The organism is Salinimicrobium marinum (assembly GCF_014651535.1).
GTDB classification, from domain to species: domain Bacteria; phylum Bacteroidota; class Bacteroidia; order Flavobacteriales; family Flavobacteriaceae; genus Salinimicrobium; species Salinimicrobium marinum.
Genome location: NZ_BMXB01000005.1, coordinates 108,022 through 128,810, shown reverse-complemented (window position 1 = coordinate 128,810; position 20,789 = coordinate 108,022). Strand labels below are relative to the sequence as shown.

The window sequence follows — 20,789 nt, the reverse complement described above, 5'->3', positions numbered from 1 at the left end:
TTAAGTGAGAACTGTTTTTTCCTTTTCCAGCCTTTCCTTTTCAGCTCTTTCACTGAGCCTTCTTTCAGGAATAGGTTCTAAAATCGGGCTGCCGAAAATACTGTTGTAGAAAGGATCTTTTTCCAGATCGCTACTCATTCTGTCTTCCGGATTTGGAAATTTGTTAGTGCCTATCAGGATCAATTCTCCGTTATCAAACTGTTGTTGTTCTTTTTCGGCACTCTCTTTTATTTGTTTCTGAATAATTCCGGCTTCCAGTTGCTTTAGAAAACCACCACCGGCTTCTATCTTTTTGAAGATTTCGAGAGCGGCTTTGGCAAACTGCCTGGTAAGGCTTTCAATGTAATAAGCCCCGTCGGCAGGATTCGCTACTTTGTCAAGGTAGGCTTCATTTTTCATTACGAGTAACTGATTTCGGGCAATCCTTTCCCCAAAGTCGTTGTTATTGTGGAAAATATGATCATAGGCCAAATTGCACACTGCATCTGCACCGCCAAGAATGGCACTCATGCTTTCGGTAGTGGTGCGAAGCAGGTTCACGTTGTAGTCATACAGCGTTTTATCCCGAAGTGTAGGTTGTGCAAGGATATAGCAGTCCTTAGGAAGATAATATTCACCGGCCAAACTTGCGTACAGCCATCGCAGTGCCTTTACTTTGGCAATTTCAAAGAAATAATTACCACCCGATGCTATTTTGAAAAGGGGTTGGAAATCATTTAAACCAGCTGCCCTGTAATCAAGGTAATTTAAATATTCATTGACATGAGCCAGGGAAAAAGCCAATTGCTCGGGGATGGTTGCGCCTGCATTTTGGTAAAGGCTAGCATCAATACTCACCACAGATTTAAATCCGGAAGATATTTTGATCCTGTTTTCCAGGATTTTGTGGTCCTGCTGTGAATCAAAATACCAGTTTCCGGTTTTGGCCAGGTTTCCAAGGATATCGGTCTGTAGATATACTTTATTCTCTTTATCCTTCAGATATTTTTGTAACAGGATAAAATATTTTTCAGACAGGAATTGAGGTTCCAGAAAGAGGGGAGTTTCTTTTAGATTTATTCCCGATAAAAGGATTTGCGGTTCTATTGTTTCAGAAGGGATTACAAACCAAAGGCTTTCAGCTCCTTTTTCAAGGACTTCTTTTGCTTTCGTATTCGCTTCACCAGCGCTAACTGCAGTGATTTTTTCACAAACCCTCCATTTCCCCGGAGGAGCAGGCTGCTCCGTTTCCTCAAAATCATCTGGATGATAAAAAGGTTGTATGTCTATTCCGTCACGGGATTTGTAGACAAGCTTCTCATTGTAATCGGCACCCTTAAGGTCCGACAGGATTTGCTGTTTCCATTGTTCCCGAGATACTTCCGGGAATTCTTTGAATAATGTGTCTTTCATCTTAATAGTATTAACGAAAGTTAGTTGCATGGTGCCAGGTGATTACGGACTCCTCAGAAACTGTTGATTTAAAAGACTTCTGAATATATGAGTGGTAAAATCTGGTGTGCGAATACTGTTTGGATTGATCAAAATCTTTTGCTGCTGAAGAAAATTTACTATCGTCAGAAGATCCGGCATTAAATTGAAGTGTGGAGCCGGAACCAGGTCCTTTATGTGGGAAAACCTGAAGTTCAAAACCTATTTATTTAAGGTGATCAAAACACTGAAAACATGGAATCAAAAAATTGACTTTATCCTTCCATAAATCGCTCTATAAATTTACTCATTTGCTTTGGATTGAGAATCAAAAAATCATTAAAAATTCACATTTTTTTAAGAAAAGGTTGTGGTTAATAACCTTCTTGGAAAGATGATATTTATCATGTTTATTTAAGAGGTAAAGCCTTATTATTACTGATGTTAAGCGATATTTTTATAAAAAAAATATTCTCGAAATAGATATTATGAAAGTTAACAATTCTTTATCTTTATAGAACAATTCTTACCGCCATGAAAAAAAATTTTAAACTTATAGAAATGGTATTTCAGCTTCAGAATAATCAATTCAGATCGCTGGAATTCCCAATGGAAAATATTCTCATCTCAATTCCTTTACCCGAAGAATATGTGATGGGAAGAAAAAACTTTTAAAAAGAATTTAAAAACCGCAATTATGCGGTTTTTTTAGCTAAAAACTGAAGATAAATAATAATGTAAATCTAGAATTATGGGACCAACACACATTGAACATATAGGTATAGCTGTGGAAAGCCTGGAGGAAGCCATTCCCTTTTATGAAAAAATTTTTGGTTTCAAATGTTACTCGATAGAAGAGGTAAAGGATCAAAAGGTGAAAACAGCTTTTTTTAAAGTTGGCCAGACGAAGATTGAACTGCTGGAATCTACAGATCCCGATGGCCCTATTGGAAAATTTATTGAGAAGAAAGGTCAGGGCGTGCATCATCTTGCTTTTGCTGTCAATGATCTTTCGGGGAATTTGACAACAATGGAAGAAAAAGGAGTGCGGTTAATTGATTCAAAGCCCCGAAAGGGGGCAGAAGGCCTTGAAATTGCTTTTCTCCACCCCAAATCAACCTTTGGGGTTTTGACCGAATTATGTGAAGAACCAAATATAAATAAATAAGCGATGTCAAGTCAGGATAAAGTAAATCAACTGATCCAAAAAAGGGAAACCGCCCGGTTAGGGGGAGGCCAGAAGAGGATTGATGCCCAGCATGCAAAAGGTAAATTAACAGCTCGCGAAAGAATTGATATTCTGCTGGATGATGGCAGTTTTGAGGAATTCGATATGTTCGTAACTCACCGCTGTACCAATTTTGGAATGGATAACAATAAGGTGCTTGGAGATGGGGTGGTCACAGGACACGGTACTATAGATGGCCGCGTGGTATATGTGTTTTCCCAGGATTTCACTGTTTTTGGTGGCTCTCTATCCGAAACCTTTGCACTTAAGATCTGTAAAGTAATGGATATGGCGATGAAAGCAGGGGCACCGCTTATTGGGATCAATGACAGTGGAGGTGCACGTATCCAGGAAGGGGTTACGTCCCTTGCGGGATATGCCGAGATCTTTGAACGCAACATTCTCGCTTCGGGAGTTATTCCGCAGATCTCAGCCATTTTTGGTCCCTGTGCGGGGGGAGCCGTTTATTCCCCGGCCCTTACAGATTTTGTTATGATGACCGAAGAGAACAGCTATATGTTCGTGACCGGCCCAAAAGTGGTGAAAACAGTAACCGGAGAGGATATAAGTGTGGAAAACCTGGGTGGAGCTAATGTACACGCTTCTAAATCCGGGGTATCGCATTTTAAAGTTTCTTCGGAAGAAAACGGACTTCTTCTTATTCGGAAGTTACTTTCTTATCTGCCGCAGAATAATCTGGAAGAGGCGCCCATTTTCAGTACAAGCGATCCTATAGATAGAATGGATGATTATTTAAACACCATCATCCCTGATAATCCGAATCAGCCTTACGATATGCAGGAAGTGATCTACAGTATCGTGGATGAAGGAGAGTTTCTGGAGGTTCATAGAAATTATGCCAAGAATATCATTGTAGGTTGTGCAAGGATGAACGGGGAATCTGTTGGAATTGTGGCAAATCAGCCAAATTTTCTAGCCGGAGTCCTTGATAGTGATGCCTCCAGAAAAGCTGCCAGATTCGTTCGGTTTTGTGATGCTTTTAATATTCCGATTCTCACCCTGGTAGATGTTCCGGGTTTCCTTCCTGGTAGTGGTCAGGAGTATGCCGGCATAATCATTCATGGTGCAAAATTAATGTTTGCCTATGGAGAGGCGACCGTACCGAAAATAACCATCACCCTTAGAAAATCTTACGGCGGGGCACATGATGTGATGAGTTGTAAACAGTTGCGGGGAGATCTTAACTACGCCTGGCCTTCAGCAGAAATTGCCGTAATGGGTGCTTCCGGAGCAATTGAGGTGTTGGAAGGAAGGGCGATGAGCAGCATAGAAGACCCTGAAGAAAGAGCGCAATATAAACTCCAAAAAGAAGCAGAATACAAGGAGAAATTTGCCAATCCTTACGAGGCGGCTGCCTTTGGGTATATAGACGATGTAATTGAGCCGAGGAACACCAGGTTCAGGATTATTAGAGGACTGCAAACCCTGCAAACCAAAAAGCTCACCAATCCGCCAAAGAAACATTCCAATATTCCTTTATAAACCTTTCAGATATGAATGATGTAGAAAGTTTAGCAGTGGACTGGTCAGAAATATGGATCATCACAGCGGTAGGATATACGGTGGTGTTTATAGCGCTGGTACTGCTGGTGTTTGTCTTTAAAAACCTACCCAATTTTCTGAATTTTAAGTTCAGGAAAAAGGAGAAGAAAGTGAATTATAATTCCAAAGATCCGGAAGGTGAAAAGTACCTCTCGGGAGAAGTGAGTGCTGCTATTGGTATGGCATTAAGCCTTTACTTTAAGGAGCAACATGATGAAGAGAGTGGCATTATCACGATAAAACGGGTTTCGCGTACTTATTCCCCCTGGAGCTCAAAAATTTACGGAGTCAACAATAACCCAAGGTAAAGCCAAATAATAATGAAAAAGTTCGATTTTAAAATAAACGGGAACAACTATTCGGTTCACCTCAAGGAATTTGATGAAGAGGTGGCAACCATTCAGGTGAATGGAACAGAATATAAGGTGGAAGTTCAACTAGAGAACAGAAAACCTATGAAAACGCCTAAACTGGTGCGGGAAAAAGTGGCGCGTCAACCGGGAGAAGGGCAAATTAAAAAACTGGAATCTTCGGGAGGTTTCCAGGTCCTGGCACCACTTCCGGGGAGTATATTCAAACTGAAGGTGAAAGAAGGGGACAGCGTCGCTAAAGGGGATGAATTACTTATCCTGGAGGCGATGAAAATGGAGAACCATATTCTGGCCGATGAAGCAGGTGTGATCAAGGACCTGAAAATAAAAGAAGGAGACTCTGTGCTTCAAAATGACCTTCTGCTGGTGATAGGTTAATGTTTGCCTCATACTGAATCAAAGAAGCTGAAAAGCTTCGGAATCTTAAATTTTATTATTGTGAAAAAATTCATCACCATTTTTGTTATACTGGGCATCTTATACCTCATTCCGCTGATGGCAGGAGGGAATTTGATGGCTCAAAATCTTGTGCCGGAAGCTTCTGAGAGTGGTAGCGGACTTTTAAGAGGACTGGAACAATTCTGGGACTACACCGGGTTTGCAAACGCTAGTATTGGAAACCTCATTATGATCGCCGTGGGTCTGTTCTTTATTTTCCTGGCTATAAAGTATGATTATGAACCTTTATTGCTTATTCCAATTGGAACAGGTATTCTTTTAGGAAACATACCTTTTCAGCCTGGAGTGGGCGTGGGGATCTATGAAGAAGGATCTGTCCTCAGTTATTTATATTTTGGGGTCACCCAGGGGATCTATCCGCCGCTCATATTTTTGGGAATAGGTGCGATGACAGATTTCTCTTCCCTCATTTCCAGTCCCAAGCTCATGCTGCTAGGTGCTGCCGCCCAAATAGGCGTATTCGGGACCTTTATTGGAGCTGTTGCACTGGGTTTTGAAATTCACGAAGCAGGTGCGATTTCCATCATTGGTGGTGCCGATGGACCTACGGCCATCTTTGCATCGGCCAAGCTGGCTCCGCAGTTAATAGGTAGTATTGCCATTGCTGCCTATTCTTACATGGCTCTGGTACCGGTAATTCAGCCGCCTATCATGAAACTGCTTGTTTCCAAAAAAGAGCGGAAAATAAGAATGAAGCCGCCCCGTGCCGTGTCTAAGTTGGAAAAAATGCTGTTTCCAATCATAGCACTGTTGCTCACCACATTCATTTCCCCAACCGCCATGCCTTTATTAGGAATGTTGTTTTTCGGAAATATCCTTAAGGAAAGTGGAGTAACCGACAGGCTTGCAGAGACCGCAAGAACTAAAATGATCGATATTGTAACCATTCTGTTGGGAGTTACCGTGGGTGCTTCTACGCAGGCTAGTGTGTTCCTGACTTCCAGCTCAATTAAAATATTCCTGCTGGGTGCGGCATCTTTCGTGCTGGCAACTGCCGGTGGGCTCATCTTTGCAAAAATTATGAACCTGTTTCTTAGCGAGGGCAATAAGATCAATCCGCTGATTGGTGCGGCCGGAGTATCGGCTGTTCCCGATAGTGCGCGGGTAGTGCAAATGGAGGGCGTGAAGAGTGATCCATCAAATCACCTTCTAATGCATGCCATGGCTCCTAATGTGAGCGGAGTGATTGGCTCTGCGGTTGCGGCGGGTATCATGATGAGTTTCCTTAGTTGATCTTAGTTCATGTTAAACAGTGGCTGTCAAGAAGCTCTAACACGTCCTTCTGAAATCTGACTTTTGAGGTGTCAGAAATCAGGTGGTTTTTTCTTCAGATGTAATCGGATCTGAATAAATACCGGGGATGTGAAAACGCTTCTTTGACAGCTTTTTTTTGCACAAAACTGTCAATTTTTCTGAAGAGGATTATTCCTAAGAAATCAGGTTTTACAGAAGACCTCAACAACTTCTGAAGTAGTAGCATAAGAAGGATTCGCTGTGATTCAGAAGCTATTTTTGAAGACTGAATTTTTTATCTTTTTCGGATGGATCAGAAAAAACTTTTGGGAATCTTGTATTAAAGAATATATGCCAGCACCTGGGTGCAGATAATAATGAACACCAGGGCAAAAGGATATACAGCCGCGTAGGCTATTTGAGGGCCTCCTGTGGTGGTCATGGAATCTACAGCACTCAATCCCGGGGTACTTGTCATACCGCCGGTGAGAGCTCCTAAAAGAGAGAATAAATTCACGTTCATAAAGTAGCGGCCAAGGATCACAACCACGATCATGGGAATTAAAGTGATTCCCGCAGCAATTCCAAAAAGACTGAATCCATATTCCTGTATCGTCACGCCCACCTGACTTCCGGCACTAAGGCCTACAGGGGTCAGGAAGAGAAGAAGTCCGAGTTGCCGGAGGATAAGGTTTCCCGTGACCGGTAAATTCCAGATAACCGATCCTGTTTTTCCGATTCTGCTAAGTACAAGGGCGGCTATTAAAACTCCACCCGTAATTCCCAGGGAGAACGATCCGCCTCCCGGAAGAGGGATTTCTATTGCGCCCAGCAGGAGGCCTACCACTATTCCCAGAGCTACAGGAAGAAAACTGGTGGTTTCCACATCTTTCATACTGTCTCCAAAAAGAGAGGAAAGCGAGTTTACATTTCCGGTGCTGGAAGAGATAAGCAGCCTGTCTCCAAATCGCAATTTAAGAGAGGGGCGTGCCGGCAGGTCGATCCCTGCCCTGCGTATGCGGGTGACAGTTGCTTTATAATTGTCCTGCAGGTTTAATTCCCCCAGTGTTTTGTTCACTACTTTATATCTTGATATCACATACCACCTCACATCATAAAGTCCGCTTGGAGTAATTTCTTTATCAGTTATTTTTCCCAGTAGCACTTCAACTCTTTTAAGAGCTTCCTCGGTGCCTACAGCTTTTACCAGATCTCCTTTGCGTAAAATGGCTTCTGCAGTTGCCGGTACCGAAACTTCATCGGGTCGCATAATACGGGAAATATTGGCTTTGGTCATCATCCTGATGTCCAGGTCTTTAAGAGATTTTCCGTCTACATTGTCATTGGTGATGATAAAATTCCGATTGATAACTTCTGAAGTATTCATTCTTGCTTCCGAAAGGAATTTTTCTTCCTCTTTGGCGAGCTTAGCCCGGAGCATTTTTGGAGCAAGTTTTACAAAAAGGATCACTCCAATCACTCCAAACGGATAGGCGATCCCGTACCCTATGGAGGCCAGGGGTGACTGCGTGGCTTCTATGGCTGCGGCCAAACCCGGAGTACTGGTCAAGGCACCGGTGAAAAGACCTGCGGCGATCTGGGAATCAATATCGAATCCAAGAGAGAAAACGACTGTGACCAAAGCTCCCGTAGCTACCGCTACGATGGCAAGCAGGATCAATTTGCTACCTTGTGTTTTCAAAACTTCAAAAAAAGAAGGTCCTGCCTGCATACCTATTGTGAAAATGAACAGCAGCAAGCCTACCTGCTGAATAATGGGAGGCAGAGCAAAATTTATTTCCTGAAGGTGGAGTAGATGCCCGTAAAGCATTGCTACAAAAATAACTGCCGATGAATCAAAAGATACTCCCTTAAACCTGATACGCCCCAGCTGAATTCCAATTCCTATGATGATGAATAGTGCAATATAATCTGTGCCCAAAAAGTCAATCAGGAAATCGGTCATGGAATGATATAGGTTAAAACGTCTGTTCTCCTGGAAAATATTATAATTTTTTCCTCTAAAACCTATGTTTTTTCTACGTTAGGGCTTTGAGAACTGGTAGTGGAAAGTTAGCACGCAATTAAATGCTGCACAAGTGTTTTAGAGAGAAAAACTGCTATATCGTTATCTTATAAAAGTAAAATGGCTTCATTCTGAGTAGAGTACTGAAAGAGTACAGACCTTAAAAAATTCAGTTTGCTACTTATGTGAATTTCAGAAGCTGTTGTAATAGTGTGAAGGGCAATAGGAAGGATAGAAGCTTCAATATGAGAAGTATAGAAAATAAAAAAGGTGGATAGCTCCACCTTTTTTGCCCCAAATCTACCATGAACTTAACCTACTTATGTTATGGCTCAGCTAAAGTAGATAATATAAATCAGCTCGTCTCTTTTTTTAGATAAACTACCTGTATACTAGACGAAATGCACATTGGTCCTTGAGGTTGTCCGAAATGCAATCATAAAATTTTAATATGCCCGGTCTTTATTCCCTTCAAAGAAGTTGATAAAAGCCCTGTTAACCACTCTATTACCTCCAAAAGTGGGGTAATTTCCTGTGAAATACCAGTCACCCAGATTATCGGGACATGCCTGGTGAAGGTTTTCAACAGATTGGTAGATGATCTTTACTTCGGCTTTTACACTTTCTTCGCTTAAAAGATCGGCAATCTTATCTGAGATCTGTTGTGCTGAAAAAGGTGCATATATTTCTTTTACAAAGTTTTTTACTTCATTATCCTCCAAATGAACCTGCTCAAGACATTTTTTGTAAACTTCTTCAATGACACCCGATTTTCCGTTTTCTTCCAGAAGTTCTAGTGCGGCTCTAAAGGCAACAAGGTCTTCTAGCCTTGCCATGTCAATCCCATAGCAATCGGGATAACGAATCTGAGGGGCAGAAGATACTACAACGATCTGTTTCGGGTTGAGCCGGTCCATCATTTTGATGATACTCTTCTTTAGGGTTGTTCCGCGAACAATACTGTCATCAATAATTACCAGATTGTCTTCGGGCTTCACCACTCCGTAAGTCACATCGTAAACGTGCGCTACGAGGTCGTCCCTGCTGCTGTCTTCAGTAATAAACGTACGCAGCTTCACATCTTTTATGGCAATTTTTTCGGTCCTTAGCCTGTGTGCCAGGATTTCCTGAAGCCGGGCATCTGTAAGGCTTTCCCTTTCAGCAAGAATGGTATCGTTTTTTTGTTTATTAAGTTCATCCTGTGCTGCTTCCACCATTCCGTAGAAGGAGGTTTCAGCAGTATTGGGAATGTATGAAAATACGGTATTGACGGTGTCGTGATCAATGGCTTTTAAAACATCGGGCATCAGCAATTTACCAAGGTTTTTTCGCTCCTGGTATATTTCGGCATCACTTCCTCGGGAAAAATAAATACGTTCAAAAGAGCAGGCTTTTCTTTCCAGTGGCTCAATGATCTTCTTGATCTGAACCTCTCCGCTTTTTTTGGTGATGATCGCGTGCCCGGGAGGTAATTCATGTACATCTTTGAAATCCACATTAAAAACGGTCTGAATTACAGGACGCTCTGAAGCTACTACCATCACTTCATCATCCTTGTAGTAATAGGCAGGACGAATTCCTGCAGGATCCCGCAGTACGAAGGAATCCCCATGTCCAAGAAGTCCGGCCATGGCATATCCGCCATCCCAGTTTTTTGAAGATTTTTTCAGGATTTTCCCAACATTCAACTGCTCTGCAATAAGAGGTGAAGCTTCTACTTTGCTGTAACCTTCCTTTTTAAGTTTCTTGTATAATTTTCTTACTTCATCATCCAGAAAATGCCCTATTTTTTCCATTACGGTAACTGTATCGGCTTTCTCTTTAGGATGCTGACCCAGCTCCACCAATCCGTTGAAGAGTTGATGTACATTGGTCATATTAAAGTTTCCGGCGACGATGAGGTTACGGTGCATCCAGTTATTCTGGCGTAGAAAAGGGTGAACAGCTTCTACGCTGTTTTTTCCAAAAGTTCCGTAGCGTACATGACCCAGAAACAATTCTCCAATGTATGGGATATGTTTTTTCTGAAGAGCGACATCATCTGCAAATTCAGGATGAAGATTTATTTCTTCGTTGATCCTTGCATTGATTTGTGCGAAAATATCCTGAATAGGTTGGGCGGCATTAGATCTTACCCGACTAATATAGCGGTCTCCGGGAGTGGTATTTAATTTAATACTTGCAAAACCAGCACCATCCTGTCCGCGGTTGTGCTGTTTCTCCATCATCAAATACATCTTGTTCACTCCATAAAAGGCAGTGCCGTATTTTTTTTTGTAGTATTCGAGCGGTTTTAACAGCCTTAGCTGGGCAATTCCACATTCGTGTTTAATAGCGTCACTCATAAAATTCCTTCTTGGGATAAAGATTTGTTTGTCACAAAAAAAGCCCTGAAATTACAGGGCGTTATGTTAATTTAATCTGGAACTGGGTTAAAGATTTGAAATCTTCCAGGCGTTGATGTACATCTTCTTTGGTCAATTCCTGCATTCTTTCTGTACCGAATTTTTCTACACAAAAAGAAGCGAGATTGGATCCATAAATAACAGCATTTTTCATGTTCTTGAATGAAAGATCACCGGTATGGGCAAGATATCCGGTAAAGCCACCGGCAAAAGTATCTCCTGCTCCTGTTGGGTCAAACACTTCTTCCAACGGTAAAGCCGGGGCAAAGAAAATTTGCTCATCATGGAATAAAAGAGCTCCATGTTCCCCTTTTTTAATAACCACATATTTTGGTCCCATTTCCGCAATTTTTCGTGCTGCCCTTACCAAAGAATGTTCGTTGGTTAGTTGTCTTGCCTCTTCATCATTAATAGTAACCACATCTACTTTAGCAATTACTTTCAAAAGATCATCCCAGGTATTGTCCATCCAAAAATTCATGGTGTCGAGAACTACAAGTTTGGGACGTTCCAGTTGTTCCAGGACGCTCAATTGTACCATGGGATGCAGGTTTCCAAGCATTACAATATCAGGAGATTTAAAACCTTCCGGTACAACGGGGTTAAAATCTGCCAGCACATTTAACTGTGTATCTAAGGTATCTCTGGAATTGAGGTCGTTGTGGTATTTTCCGCTCCAGAAGAAAGTTTTTCCACCTTTCACTATTTCAGTGCCTGAAATATCTATGTTCCTTTTTCTGAAAATATCAAGGTATTCCTGCGGAAAATCTTCTCCTACAACTGACACTATTGCGCTCTCAACATCAAATTGAGAAGCCGAAAGTCCAATGTAGGTAGCTGCACCACCTAATATTTTATCTGTTTTACCAAAAGGGGTTTCAATAGCATCAAAAGCCACTGTTCCCACTATTAATAATTTACTCATATGTATTTTTAAGAAATGAGGTGCAAATATAAGGAAACTTGAAAGGTAGTTGAGTTATAAAATCTGAAAAACTGAAGCCATAGTTTAAAAGGGTGAAGTAGCTGTTGGATTACTCCTGTTAGTCAGCAAGTATTTTCAATTAAAGAGACTTCCTCCTTCAGATTCAAAGCCTTCATCCAGCAGGAGTCTTTTAGCCTTTGAAGCAGCTACTGCAAGCGCATCACAGCGTTCGTTCTGGGGATGATTGTTATGGCCTTTTATCCATTTAAAATGCACCTTGTGTTTCCGGTATTCCTTTAAAAATTCTTTCCAGAGGTCAATATTCTTCCTGTCTTTGAAGCCTTTCTTTTCCCAATTGAATACCCATCCTTTTTGAACAGAGTCTACTACATATTTTGAATCTGTAAAGACCAATACAGAAGTTCCCGGATTTCTGAGCTTTTTTAAAGCATCAATCACGGCTAACAGCTCCATACGATTATTGGTGGTGTGTTTATAACCTTTGGAAAACTCCTTTTTGTAGGGTTTGCCTACCCATTCCATTACAATACCGTAACCACCTGGGCCGGGATTTCCCCTGGCAGCCCCATCTGTATACACGTGTACCTGCGGATCAATCATTACGGGAAGGAAAAAGCAGTTGCTCGATTACTTTCGGGAAATGTTGGTATTCCAGCTTATGGATCTTATGGGCGATTTCCTCGGCGGTGTCTTGGGGTGATATGGGTGTTGAGGTCTGGAAAATTGTTTTTCCTTCGTCGTATCTTTCGTTGACATAATGAATGGAAATTCCTGTTTCGGCATCTTTGGAATTAAAAACTGCCTGGTGCACATTCATCCCATACATTCCTTTTCCGCCGTATTTAGGGAGCAGGGCAGGGTGGATGTTAATTACCTTATCGGGGAACTCTTTCAGGATCTTTTTTGGGAAAACCCAGAGGAATCCGGCGAGAACGATCAAATCGGGATCCATATCCTTTAAAACATTCAGCACTTCATTAGTGTCATAAAAAGCTACCCTGTCAAAATGTAGAGCCTGTACTTCAAGGTCGTACGCTCTTTTAAGAACTTTAGCAGAGCGTTTATTGGAGAAAACAGCTTTTACCTCTGCTTTTTTATTTTCCTGAAAATACCTGATAATATTTTCTGCATTGGTTCCGGAGCCGGAAGCAAATATGACTATTCTTTTTTGGGAAGTGTTAGCTGTGCTGGTCAAACCGGAAGTATTAACAATTATTGGGAAGTAAAATTAAAGGGTTTAAATGAAAATTACGTAATTTAACTTCACATTTTTCCAGTAAAAACAGGTTTTAAAATAAAGTTTTTTATTTTTGCCACTTAATTAAAAATTAAAATCAAATATTATGTCAGACATTGCATCAAGAGTAAAAGCGATTATCGTTGACAAATTAGGCGTTGACGAGAACGAAGTAGTAAACGAAGCTAGCTTCACCAACGACTTGGGCGCTGATTCATTAGACACTGTTGAATTGATCATGGAATTCGAAAAAGAATTCGATATTCAAATTCCGGACGACCAGGCTGAAAACATTGCTACTGTTGGTCAGGCAATTTCTTATATCGAGGACGCAAAAAAATAAAAAGTAATACACCCATATGGAGTTAAAGCGAGTTGTAGTAACAGGATTAGGTGCACTTACCCCCATTGGAAACGATATTGAAGAATATTGGGACGCATTAAAGAATGGAAAGAGTGGTTCTGCGCCTATTACGTATTTTGATACGGAAAAGTTCAAAACTAAATTCGCTTGTGAGCTCAAAAACTTCAATGTTGAGGATTACTTCGACCGCAAGGAAGCCAGAAAACTTGATAAGTTTGCACAATATGCTTTGGTAGCTTCAGATGAGGCTATCAAAGATTCAGGATTAGATCTTGATGCAATTGACAAACTTCGTGTAGGTGTGATCTGGGGAGCAGGAATTGGAGGACTGGAGACTTTCCAGGATGAGGTTCTTGCTTTTGGTAAAGGTGACGGGACACCCCGTTTTAATCCGTTTTTCATACCTAAGATGATTGCAGATATCGCCCCCGGGCATATCTCGATCAGGCATGGGTTTATGGGACCTAACTATACTACCGTTTCGGCGTGTGCTTCGGCAGCCAATGCATTGATAGATGCCTTGAATACGATTAGGTTAGGTACTAGTGATATCATAGTTACCGGAGGATCTGAAGCAGCAGTTGCTCCTGCAGGAATGGGAGGGTTTAATGCCATGCATGCCCTTTCCACCCGAAATGATAGTCCCGAAACAGCCTCAAGGCCTTTTGATGCGAACCGCGATGGATTTGTATTGGGAGAAGGTGCGGGTGCTTTGATCCTTGAAGAATATGAGCATGCGAAAGCAAGAGGAGCGAAGATCTATGCAGAAGTTGTAGGTGGAGGTTTATCCTCTGATGCACACCATATGACAGCACCACACCCCGAAGGAATTGGAGTGATTGCCGTAATGGAGGCCTGCCTTAGAAATGCCGGTATGAAGCCCGAAGAAGTTGACGCTATAAATACACATGGAACCTCCACACCATTAGGAGATGTAGCCGAATTGAAAGCGATCAAAAAAGTTTTTGGGGAGCATGCAAAGAAGATAAATATTAATTCCACAAAGTCGATGACTGGTCACCTTCTTGGTGCGGCCGGAGCTATTGAGGCCATCGCTTCCATTCTTGCAATGAAGCACGGAATCATTCCTCCGACTATTAACCACGAAACACCTGATGAGAATATCGACCCGGAATTGAATTTAACACTTAACACGGCACAAAAAAGAGATGTAAAGGTAGCGATGAGCAACACCTTTGGTTTTGGAGGTCATAACGCCTGTGTATTATTTAAAAAATTTGACGAATAAAATTCTGCAATGAGTGTTATTCGAAATATATTAAATTCCCGTTCTTCTAAAGGCGGGAATTTTTTTATTGCCATCTCTAAAATAGTTGGTTTCAAGCCAAAGAATATCGGCCATTACAAAAAAGCCTTTACTCACAGGTCCCTCAATAAAAAGGATGAAGATGGTAATGCTATCAATTTTGAGAGGATGGAATTCCTTGGCGATGCTATGTTAAGTGCGGTTATAGCCTCACATCTTTTTAAAGAAGTTCCCGGAGGAAACGAAGGCTATCTTACCAAAATGCGTTCAAAGATCGTAAGCCGTAAACATTTAAATGAATTGGGGAAAGATCTTGGATTGTTGGAACACATACAAACCAATATCTCCAGTGAGCAATTTGGGGCAAATATTCACGGTAATCTGTTTGAAGCGCTGGTAGGTGCTATTTATCTTGACCGAGGATACAAATACTGTAAAAGATTCATCTATGAAAGGGTTATAGCACCTTATGTAGATATAGAACAACTTGAAGGCACTGTTATTAGTTATAAGGGCTTATTGATAGAATGGTGCCAGAAAGAAAAAAAGGATTTCAACTTTGAAGTGTATGAAGACACCGGAAAAGATGAAATAAAACATTTTGCCGTAAAGCTTAGAATTGAAAACCGGGTAGTGGCAAAAGCCCGTGCAACTTCCAAGAAAAAAGCTGAAGAAAAAGCTGCTCGAAGAGCATATTACGCTTTTCAGAACAGGATCCCCACCAATTCAGATTCTTAGAAAACTATAACGTTTTCGTAATATTAGGGAAGATTTAGTGTCATAAATTTAATTTTTAACCCTATTTATTTTATCTTTATCAATTAAGTTGAGAATATGCTGGCGCATAAATTAATTCTGGATGCTGTTGTCGATAACTCTTATAAACTTATAGCCATTCACTGTTCCGTAGAGGAATATAAACTGGCTTTTTTATTGAACAAGCATCTTAATTTACGATTGTCCAGGGGGCGAAACGACATTGATCTTCGCATCAAATCCTCTCTGGCGGTCTTTGCTTTGTACACCTATAATGATGAGCAAAAATATTGTGATTATTTTTTGATCAGTAATAAGTGTAAAGGGCAGTCAATTAAAACAACAGCCGACTTTGGTTCTCTTTTCGGAGAAGAAGAGATGTCATCTGAGACTATTTATCTCTTACCAGAGTTTAAAAAAGTGGATTTTTTTCTGAAAATAGAAGAAGATTCCGACCTGGTTTCGGAAGCATTACTTCTGGAAAGGATTAAAGAAATCCCACAGATCGCGACCGCATATTCCATTGAAATTAATAAGATAAAATCTAAGGAAAATTTAATTTTTGACTAAATGCCAAATAACAAAAAGACTAAAATTGTAGCTACCCTTGGGCCGGCGACCAGTTCTAAAGATGTTTTGAGAGATATGCTTCGTGCGGGAGTAAATGTTTTCAGAATCAATTTTTCCCATGCCGACTATGAAGATGTAAAGGAGCGTATTAAAATGATACGGGAATTAAATGAAGAACACGGTTTTACTGCTGCTATCCTTGGAGACCTTCAGGGACCCAAGCTTAGAGTGGGGAAAATGAAGGATGAAATAGTCGTTTCTCCAGGAGATGAAATTACCTTTGTTACCGGAAAAGAATTTGAAGGTACGGCAGAAAGGGTCTATATGAATTATGATACCTTCCCACAGGATGTAAATCCCGGGGAAAGAATTCTTCTTGATGACGGGAAGCTTATGTTTGAAGTCATTAGCACCAACAGAGAAGATGAAGTTTTGACCAAGGTCATCCAGGGTGGACCTTTAAAATCAAAAAAAGGGGTTAACCTTCCCAATACAAAAATCTCACTCCCGGCATTAACGGAAAAAGATATCAGAGATGCTATTTTCGCTGTAGAGCAGGAGGTAGACTGGATAGCTTTGTCGTTTGTGCGTCACAGTGAAGATCTTATTGAGCTTCAGGAATTAATTGCGAAACACACAGATCATAAGATCCCGATTATCGCAAAGATAGAAAAGCCTGAAGGTGTTGAGAACATTGACAAGATCGTTGCCTATTGTGACGGTATTATGGTTGCCAGGGGAGATCTTGGAGTGGAAGTTCCTGCCCAGGAAGTTCCGTTAATTCAGAAGCAACTGGTATTAAAAGCCAAAAAAGCACGTATTCCTGTAATTATTGCCACCCAGATGATGGAAACAATGATCACCAGCCTTACGCCTACAAGGGCAGAGGTTAATGACGTTGCCAACTCTGTTATGGATGGAGCCGATGCCGTGATGTTGAGCGGTGAAACTTCTGTAGGTAATTATCCTGTACAGGTTATTCAAAAGATGAGTCAGATTTTAATGAGTGTAGAGAATTCTCCGCTTATTAAAGTACCTCATGAACCACCGCATGTACGTACAAAAAGATACATTACAAAATCTATTTGTTATCATGCTGCGCATATGGCCAATGAGATTAAGGCTACAGCTATCTGTACCCTTACCAACAGTGGATACACGGCTTTCCAGATCTCTGCATGGAGACCTGAAGCAAATATCCTGGTATTTACTTCCAATAGACGTATTCTTTCGCAACTGAGTCTTTTATGGGGTGTAAAGGCGTTCTATTATGACAAATTTGTAAGTACAGATGAAACTATAGAAGATATCAACAGGATCGCTTCTGAAACAGAATATGTTCAAAAAGGTGATTTTACAATTAACCTTGCAGCCATGCCAATTACAGATAAAGGAATGGTAAATACCCTTCGTATTTCTGAAATTAAGTAAAAGGTAGTTTTTAAATAATCTGAAGCCACGAATGCACTACTTACTATTTGGTGTATTTGTGGCTTTATTGTTTATAAAAAGTTTTCTTTTTGTGGATCTTAAAATTCAAATCTTAGTTGTACTGCCACTTCCTTTTTCTCCTCTTCCTTCTCCTTGTCTTTATCGGTGTTTAAATTTGAAAGGGAAATTCCCAGAAGCCTTACAGAATCCTTCATTTTTTCCTGGTACAGTAAATCTTTTGCTATTTCAAGGATCAAATCTTTGGAAGAAACATAATAGGAGAGTGTTTTGCTTCGTGTCTGCAGCGTAAAATCACTGTATTTGATCTTTAAAGTCACTGTTTTTCCTGCCACTTTATTTTTTGAGAGTCGGCGTTCTATTTCTTCGGAAATGTGGCCGAGCCGCTCCAGCATGAATATTTCTGAAGAGATATTTTCATCGAAGGTACGTTCGGCACCCAGGGATTTCCTGATGCGTGAAGGCCTTACTTCACTAAAGTGTATTCCTCTTACCACGTTGTAATAATGTTCCCCACTTTTTCCGAAGTGTTCGTTGAGAAAATCGAGAGATTTTGTTTTCAGGTCTTTTCCGGTAAAAATGCCCAGCTGGTACATTTTTTCGGCAGTGACTTTCCCTACGCCGTAAAATTTCCTGATCTCAAGTTCCTCCAGAAAAGCTTCTACCTCTTCAGGATTAACGGTTTTTTGTCCGTTGGGTTTGTTGACATCACTGGCAATTTTAGCTATGAATTTATTGATCGAAATTCCTGCAGAAGCATTTAATCCTGTTTTTTCAAAGATCTTTTGGCGTATCTCCCTTGCAATTAAAGTAGCACTGGGATTTCCTTTTTTGTTTTCGGTTACATCAAGGTAAGCTTCATCCAGAGAAAGAGGTTCTACAAGGTCTGTATATTCAAAAAAGATGTTCCTGATGCGCTGGGAAATTTCCCTGTAACGCTCGAATCTTGGCTTCACAAAAATGAGCTGCGGACAATTTCTTTTTGCAATGATGCTGCTCATGGCACTTTTTACACCATACTTGCGTGCTTCATAGCTTGCTGCGGCTACCACGCCACGTTCAGAACTTCCTCCTACCGCTAGGGCCTTTCCGCGTAATTCAGGATTGTCCAGTTGCTCAACCGATGCATAGAATGCATCCATGTCAACATGAATAATCTTTCGTAAAGGCAGTTGCTGTTCCACCCTGTAAAGCTAATGAAAGTTCAGTCTTCAGAGCCGTAGGCGAACAAAAAATGTTGCCTTGAATTAGCCCTGACGCAGGTCAGGCTCTTGCAGAATTCCCTCTTTTTAACAGCTGAGCATTTTCATTCTGGAGCCGGGTGTAAACTAAATTGATCTGCCTGAATAATTTTTATAAAGGGGTAGACCCATCTTTTGCAGTTATCTAACATAGGAAAATTGAAAAATTCTTGTTCTTTGAATTCTCTGCATTGGTTCACCTAAAAACTTAAGACGTTGTTATAATCTTTGAATTCGTAGAAAAAACTACTACCTTAATAAGCCTAACAGGAAAGACTATGAAAACAGCAATTATATTAGGGGCGACAGGTTTAACCGGAAGCAACGTTCTGAACAAGCTTCTCCTTGATGACAGGTATGAAAAAGTAAAGCTTTTTTCCAGAAGCACTGCCGCTGTGGCACATCCAAAAGTGGAGGAACACCTTATAGATCTGTTCGAACTCGAGCAGCATGCAGATCTTTTTACCGGGGATGAAGTTTATTGCTGTGTGGGAAGTACACAGAAGAAAACACCCGATGAGGAGATGTATAAGAAAGTGGACTATGGAATACCTGTTGCCGCTGCAGAGTTGTGCAAGCGAAATAACATAGAAACGCTGCTGATAGTTTCAGCTTTGGGTGCAGATCCTGAAAGTAAATTTTTTTACAACAGGACAAAAGGGGAAATGGAACAGGATGTTCTAAAAAAAGAAATTTCCCGAACCTACCTTTTCCGGCCTTCTCTCATCGCCGGGAAACGCGAAGAGAAACGACCACTGGAATATGTCTGGAAGCAGCTAATGAGAGTAGGAGATCATTTTTTGGTGGGGCCTCTGAAAAAATATAAGAGTATACAGGCGGAAGCTATAGCAAAAGCTATGATCTTTGTCGCCAACCACCGCTATGCTGCAGTAATGATAGAATCAAAAGAAATTCAGGAAATTGCGGATGCGGAAAAATAGGTTTTCAGGCTTAACATCAGGTTAACGACATAAAACATGATTTTACTATAACTTGTAATTAAAAGGATTCTGCAAATGCAGGGGATTTTCTTTAGGAAAAGCGATTACCGATTAAACAAAAACATTATGGTTTCCAGACGTGACTTTATATTTAAATCCATGCTAACTTCAGCTGCAACATTTGCTCCTGCAGCAATGTTTTCTGCTATGAGCAGCGAAAATATTTTAGGAAGCACACCTTTTGCCGCACCTAAAAACAAAACTTCCGGAGAAAGATATACTCCCGGAAAAAAATACGGATTGGGTGGGGTGGCTGCCGGAAGTGCTTTTCATGTCAATAGTGATGAACAAATTAGGCAGATGCTGGAAGCCGCCTGGGATTCCGGAGTTCGTTATTTCGATACCTCCCCGTGGTACGGCTTGGGATTGAGCGAACGCCGCATGGGACAGTTCCTCTACAATAAAAACAGGGAAGAGTATGTGCTTTCCACTAAAATCGGTCGGATTTTAGAACCCGATTCTGATTTTGAAATGCCAGATGGAATCTGGAAAGGAAAATTGAATTTCAACTATAAATATGATTACACTGCCGAAGGGGTAAGGAAATCTGTTGAAGACAGTTTACATCGAATGGGGCTGCCGTATCTGGACATCGTTTTTATTCACGATCTTTCGCCCGATAATGAAGATATGGGAGAAAACTGGACTACATATTTTGAGGAAGCCAGAAAAGGAGCCATGCCCGAACTTACTAAAATGCGGGAAGAAGGTCTCATCAAAGCCTGGGGCTTTGGAGTGAACAGGATAGAACCCATCCTGCGAACCATGGAAGTGGCAGATCCCGATATCTTTCTTTCGGCTACCCGCTATTCATTAATTGAACATGAAGAGGCCTTGAATAAGCTCTTTCCTGCTTGTGAAAAGAATGATGTTTCGCTGGTCATGGGAGCGCCTTTAAATTCCGGGTTTTTGGCAGGACATGACCGTTATAATTACAGTAATGATATTCCGCAGGCTTTCATGGAGAAAAGAGATAAATTGTGCGAAATTGCCAAAAGCCATCAGGTAGAATTAAGATCGGCTGCTTTACAGTTTTGTGCTGCTCCGGCAGTTGCGGCTTCTGTGATCCCGGGGGCAAGTACGGCGGAACAGGCTGCAGCCAACGTGGCTTCCATGAGTGAAAATATTCCGGCAGATTTCTGGAAAGAACTGAAAGCTGAAGGTCTCATCGCATCCAACGCTCCTGTTCCTGAAGAAAAGAAATAATTCCTTCATAAAAAATTCTGTAACTATAAATTCTAATTTTGATACCGGTCGCTTTTT

At 41.1% G+C, this 20,789-nt stretch carries 20 protein-coding genes; 13 read left to right on the top strand and 7 right to left on the bottom strand.

What is annotated here, in order from left to right; all coding sequences use genetic code 11:
• Positions 1 to 1,392 carry a methylmalonyl-CoA mutase subunit beta gene (locus tag IE056_RS08925; protein ID WP_189604364.1) on the bottom strand — a complete coding sequence of 464 codons (1,392 nt, stop codon included), beginning with the start codon at positions 1,390 to 1,392 and terminating at the stop codon, positions 1 to 3.
• 552 nt (positions 1,393 to 1,944) lie between these two features.
• Here IE056_RS08925 and IE056_RS08920 point away from each other — a divergent pair.
• The 6 genes from IE056_RS08920 to IE056_RS08895 all read left to right on the top strand — a co-directional run bounded on the left by IE056_RS08920 (position 1,945) and on the right by IE056_RS08895 (position 6,264).
• Positions 1,945 to 2,085, top strand: a complete 141-nt coding sequence (locus IE056_RS08920; RefSeq protein ID WP_189604363.1) for a hypothetical protein — start codon at positions 1,945 to 1,947, stop codon at positions 2,083 to 2,085.
• A gap of 76 nt (positions 2,086 to 2,161) precedes the next feature.
• Positions 2,162 to 2,578, top strand: a complete 417-nt coding sequence (gene mce, locus IE056_RS08915; protein ID WP_189604362.1) for a methylmalonyl-CoA epimerase — start codon at positions 2,162 to 2,164, stop codon at positions 2,576 to 2,578.
• 3 nt (positions 2,579 to 2,581) lie between these two features.
• Positions 2,582 to 4,141, top strand: a complete 1,560-nt coding sequence (locus IE056_RS08910; protein WP_189604361.1) for an acyl-CoA carboxylase subunit beta — start codon at positions 2,582 to 2,584, stop codon at positions 4,139 to 4,141.
• An 11-nt stretch (positions 4,142 to 4,152) separates the two neighbouring features.
• Positions 4,153 to 4,509 carry an OadG family protein gene (locus tag IE056_RS08905; RefSeq protein WP_189604360.1) on the top strand — a complete coding sequence of 119 codons (357 nt, stop codon included), beginning with the start codon at positions 4,153 to 4,155 and terminating at the stop codon, positions 4,507 to 4,509.
• Between the two features lie 12 nt (positions 4,510 to 4,521).
• The gene (locus IE056_RS08900) at positions 4,522 to 4,950 is read left to right on the top strand and encodes a biotin/lipoyl-containing protein (RefSeq protein WP_189604359.1); all 429 of its coding nucleotides are present in this window, start codon (positions 4,522 to 4,524) and stop codon (positions 4,948 to 4,950) included.
• A gap of 60 nt (positions 4,951 to 5,010) precedes the next feature.
• The gene (locus tag IE056_RS08895) at positions 5,011 to 6,264 is read left to right on the top strand and encodes a sodium ion-translocating decarboxylase subunit beta (RefSeq protein ID WP_229793712.1); all 1,254 of its coding nucleotides are present in this window, start codon (positions 5,011 to 5,013) and stop codon (positions 6,262 to 6,264) included.
• A 340-nt stretch (positions 6,265 to 6,604) separates the two neighbouring features.
• On the opposite strand, the gene IE056_RS08890 is transcribed toward IE056_RS08895, so the two are convergent.
• From IE056_RS08890 to purN, 5 genes are all read right to left on the bottom strand, one after another.
• On the bottom strand, positions 6,605 to 8,230 hold the full coding sequence (locus IE056_RS08890; RefSeq protein ID WP_229793711.1) for an aspartate:alanine exchanger family transporter: 1,626 nt from the start codon (positions 8,228 to 8,230) through the stop codon (positions 6,605 to 6,607).
• A gap of 506 nt (positions 8,231 to 8,736) precedes the next feature.
• Positions 8,737 to 10,635 carry an amidophosphoribosyltransferase gene (locus IE056_RS08885; RefSeq protein WP_189604358.1) on the bottom strand — a complete coding sequence of 633 codons (1,899 nt, stop codon included), beginning with the start codon at positions 10,633 to 10,635 and terminating at the stop codon, positions 8,737 to 8,739.
• 61 nt (positions 10,636 to 10,696) lie between these two features.
• Positions 10,697 to 11,620, bottom strand: coding sequence for a PfkB family carbohydrate kinase (locus tag IE056_RS08880; protein WP_189604357.1), 924 nt, complete (start codon positions 11,618 to 11,620; stop codon positions 10,697 to 10,699).
• A 135-nt stretch (positions 11,621 to 11,755) separates the two neighbouring features.
• On the bottom strand, positions 11,756 to 12,241 hold the full coding sequence (gene rnhA / locus IE056_RS08875; protein ID WP_189604356.1) for a ribonuclease HI: 486 nt from the start codon (positions 12,239 to 12,241) through the stop codon (positions 11,756 to 11,758).
• Complete coding sequence (gene purN / locus IE056_RS08870; RefSeq protein ID WP_189604355.1) at positions 12,234 to 12,836, bottom strand: phosphoribosylglycinamide formyltransferase; 603 nt, start codon at positions 12,834 to 12,836, stop codon at positions 12,234 to 12,236. Before purN ends, rnhA begins: the two co-directional genes overlap by 8 nt.
• Before the next feature lie 148 nt (positions 12,837 to 12,984).
• Between purN and IE056_RS08865 the strand changes: the two genes are divergently transcribed.
• The 5 genes from IE056_RS08865 to pyk all read left to right on the top strand — a co-directional run bounded on the left by IE056_RS08865 (position 12,985) and on the right by pyk (position 17,266).
• Positions 12,985 to 13,221 carry an acyl carrier protein gene (locus tag IE056_RS08865; protein ID WP_013069791.1) on the top strand — a complete coding sequence of 79 codons (237 nt, stop codon included), beginning with the start codon at positions 12,985 to 12,987 and terminating at the stop codon, positions 13,219 to 13,221.
• Between the two features lie 16 nt (positions 13,222 to 13,237).
• A complete protein-coding gene (gene fabF, locus IE056_RS08860) occupies positions 13,238 to 14,491 on the top strand; it encodes a beta-ketoacyl-ACP synthase II (RefSeq protein ID WP_189604354.1) in 1,254 nt (417 codons plus the stop codon).
• 9 nt (positions 14,492 to 14,500) lie between these two features.
• Positions 14,501 to 15,247, top strand: coding sequence for a ribonuclease III (gene rnc, locus IE056_RS08855; protein ID WP_189604353.1), 747 nt, complete (start codon positions 14,501 to 14,503; stop codon positions 15,245 to 15,247).
• Positions 15,248 to 15,343: 96 nt separating this feature from the next.
• A complete protein-coding gene (locus tag IE056_RS08850; RefSeq protein ID WP_189604352.1) occupies positions 15,344 to 15,835 on the top strand; it encodes an IPExxxVDY family protein in 492 nt (163 codons plus the stop codon).
• Positions 15,836 to 17,266, top strand: coding sequence for a pyruvate kinase (gene pyk / locus IE056_RS08845; protein WP_189604351.1), 1,431 nt, complete (start codon positions 15,836 to 15,838; stop codon positions 17,264 to 17,266).
• Between the two features lie 98 nt (positions 17,267 to 17,364).
• On the opposite strand, the gene dinB is transcribed toward pyk, so the two are convergent.
• Positions 17,365 to 18,468: a DNA polymerase IV gene (gene dinB / locus IE056_RS08840; protein ID WP_189604350.1), complete on the bottom strand. Its 1,104-nt coding sequence runs from the start codon at positions 18,466 to 18,468 to the stop codon at positions 17,365 to 17,367.
• Positions 18,469 to 18,803: 335 nt separating this feature from the next.
• Between dinB and IE056_RS08835 the strand changes: the two genes are divergently transcribed.
• Positions 18,804 to 19,466 (top strand): NAD(P)H-binding protein, encoded by a 663-nt coding sequence (locus IE056_RS08835; protein WP_189604349.1) that lies wholly within the window; start codon positions 18,804 to 18,806, stop codon positions 19,464 to 19,466.
• 126 nt (positions 19,467 to 19,592) lie between these two features.
• Positions 19,593 to 20,732 carry an aldo/keto reductase gene (locus tag IE056_RS08830; protein ID WP_189604348.1) on the top strand — a complete coding sequence of 380 codons (1,140 nt, stop codon included), beginning with the start codon at positions 19,593 to 19,595 and terminating at the stop codon, positions 20,730 to 20,732.
• Positions 20,733 to 20,789: the final 57 nt, after the last annotated feature.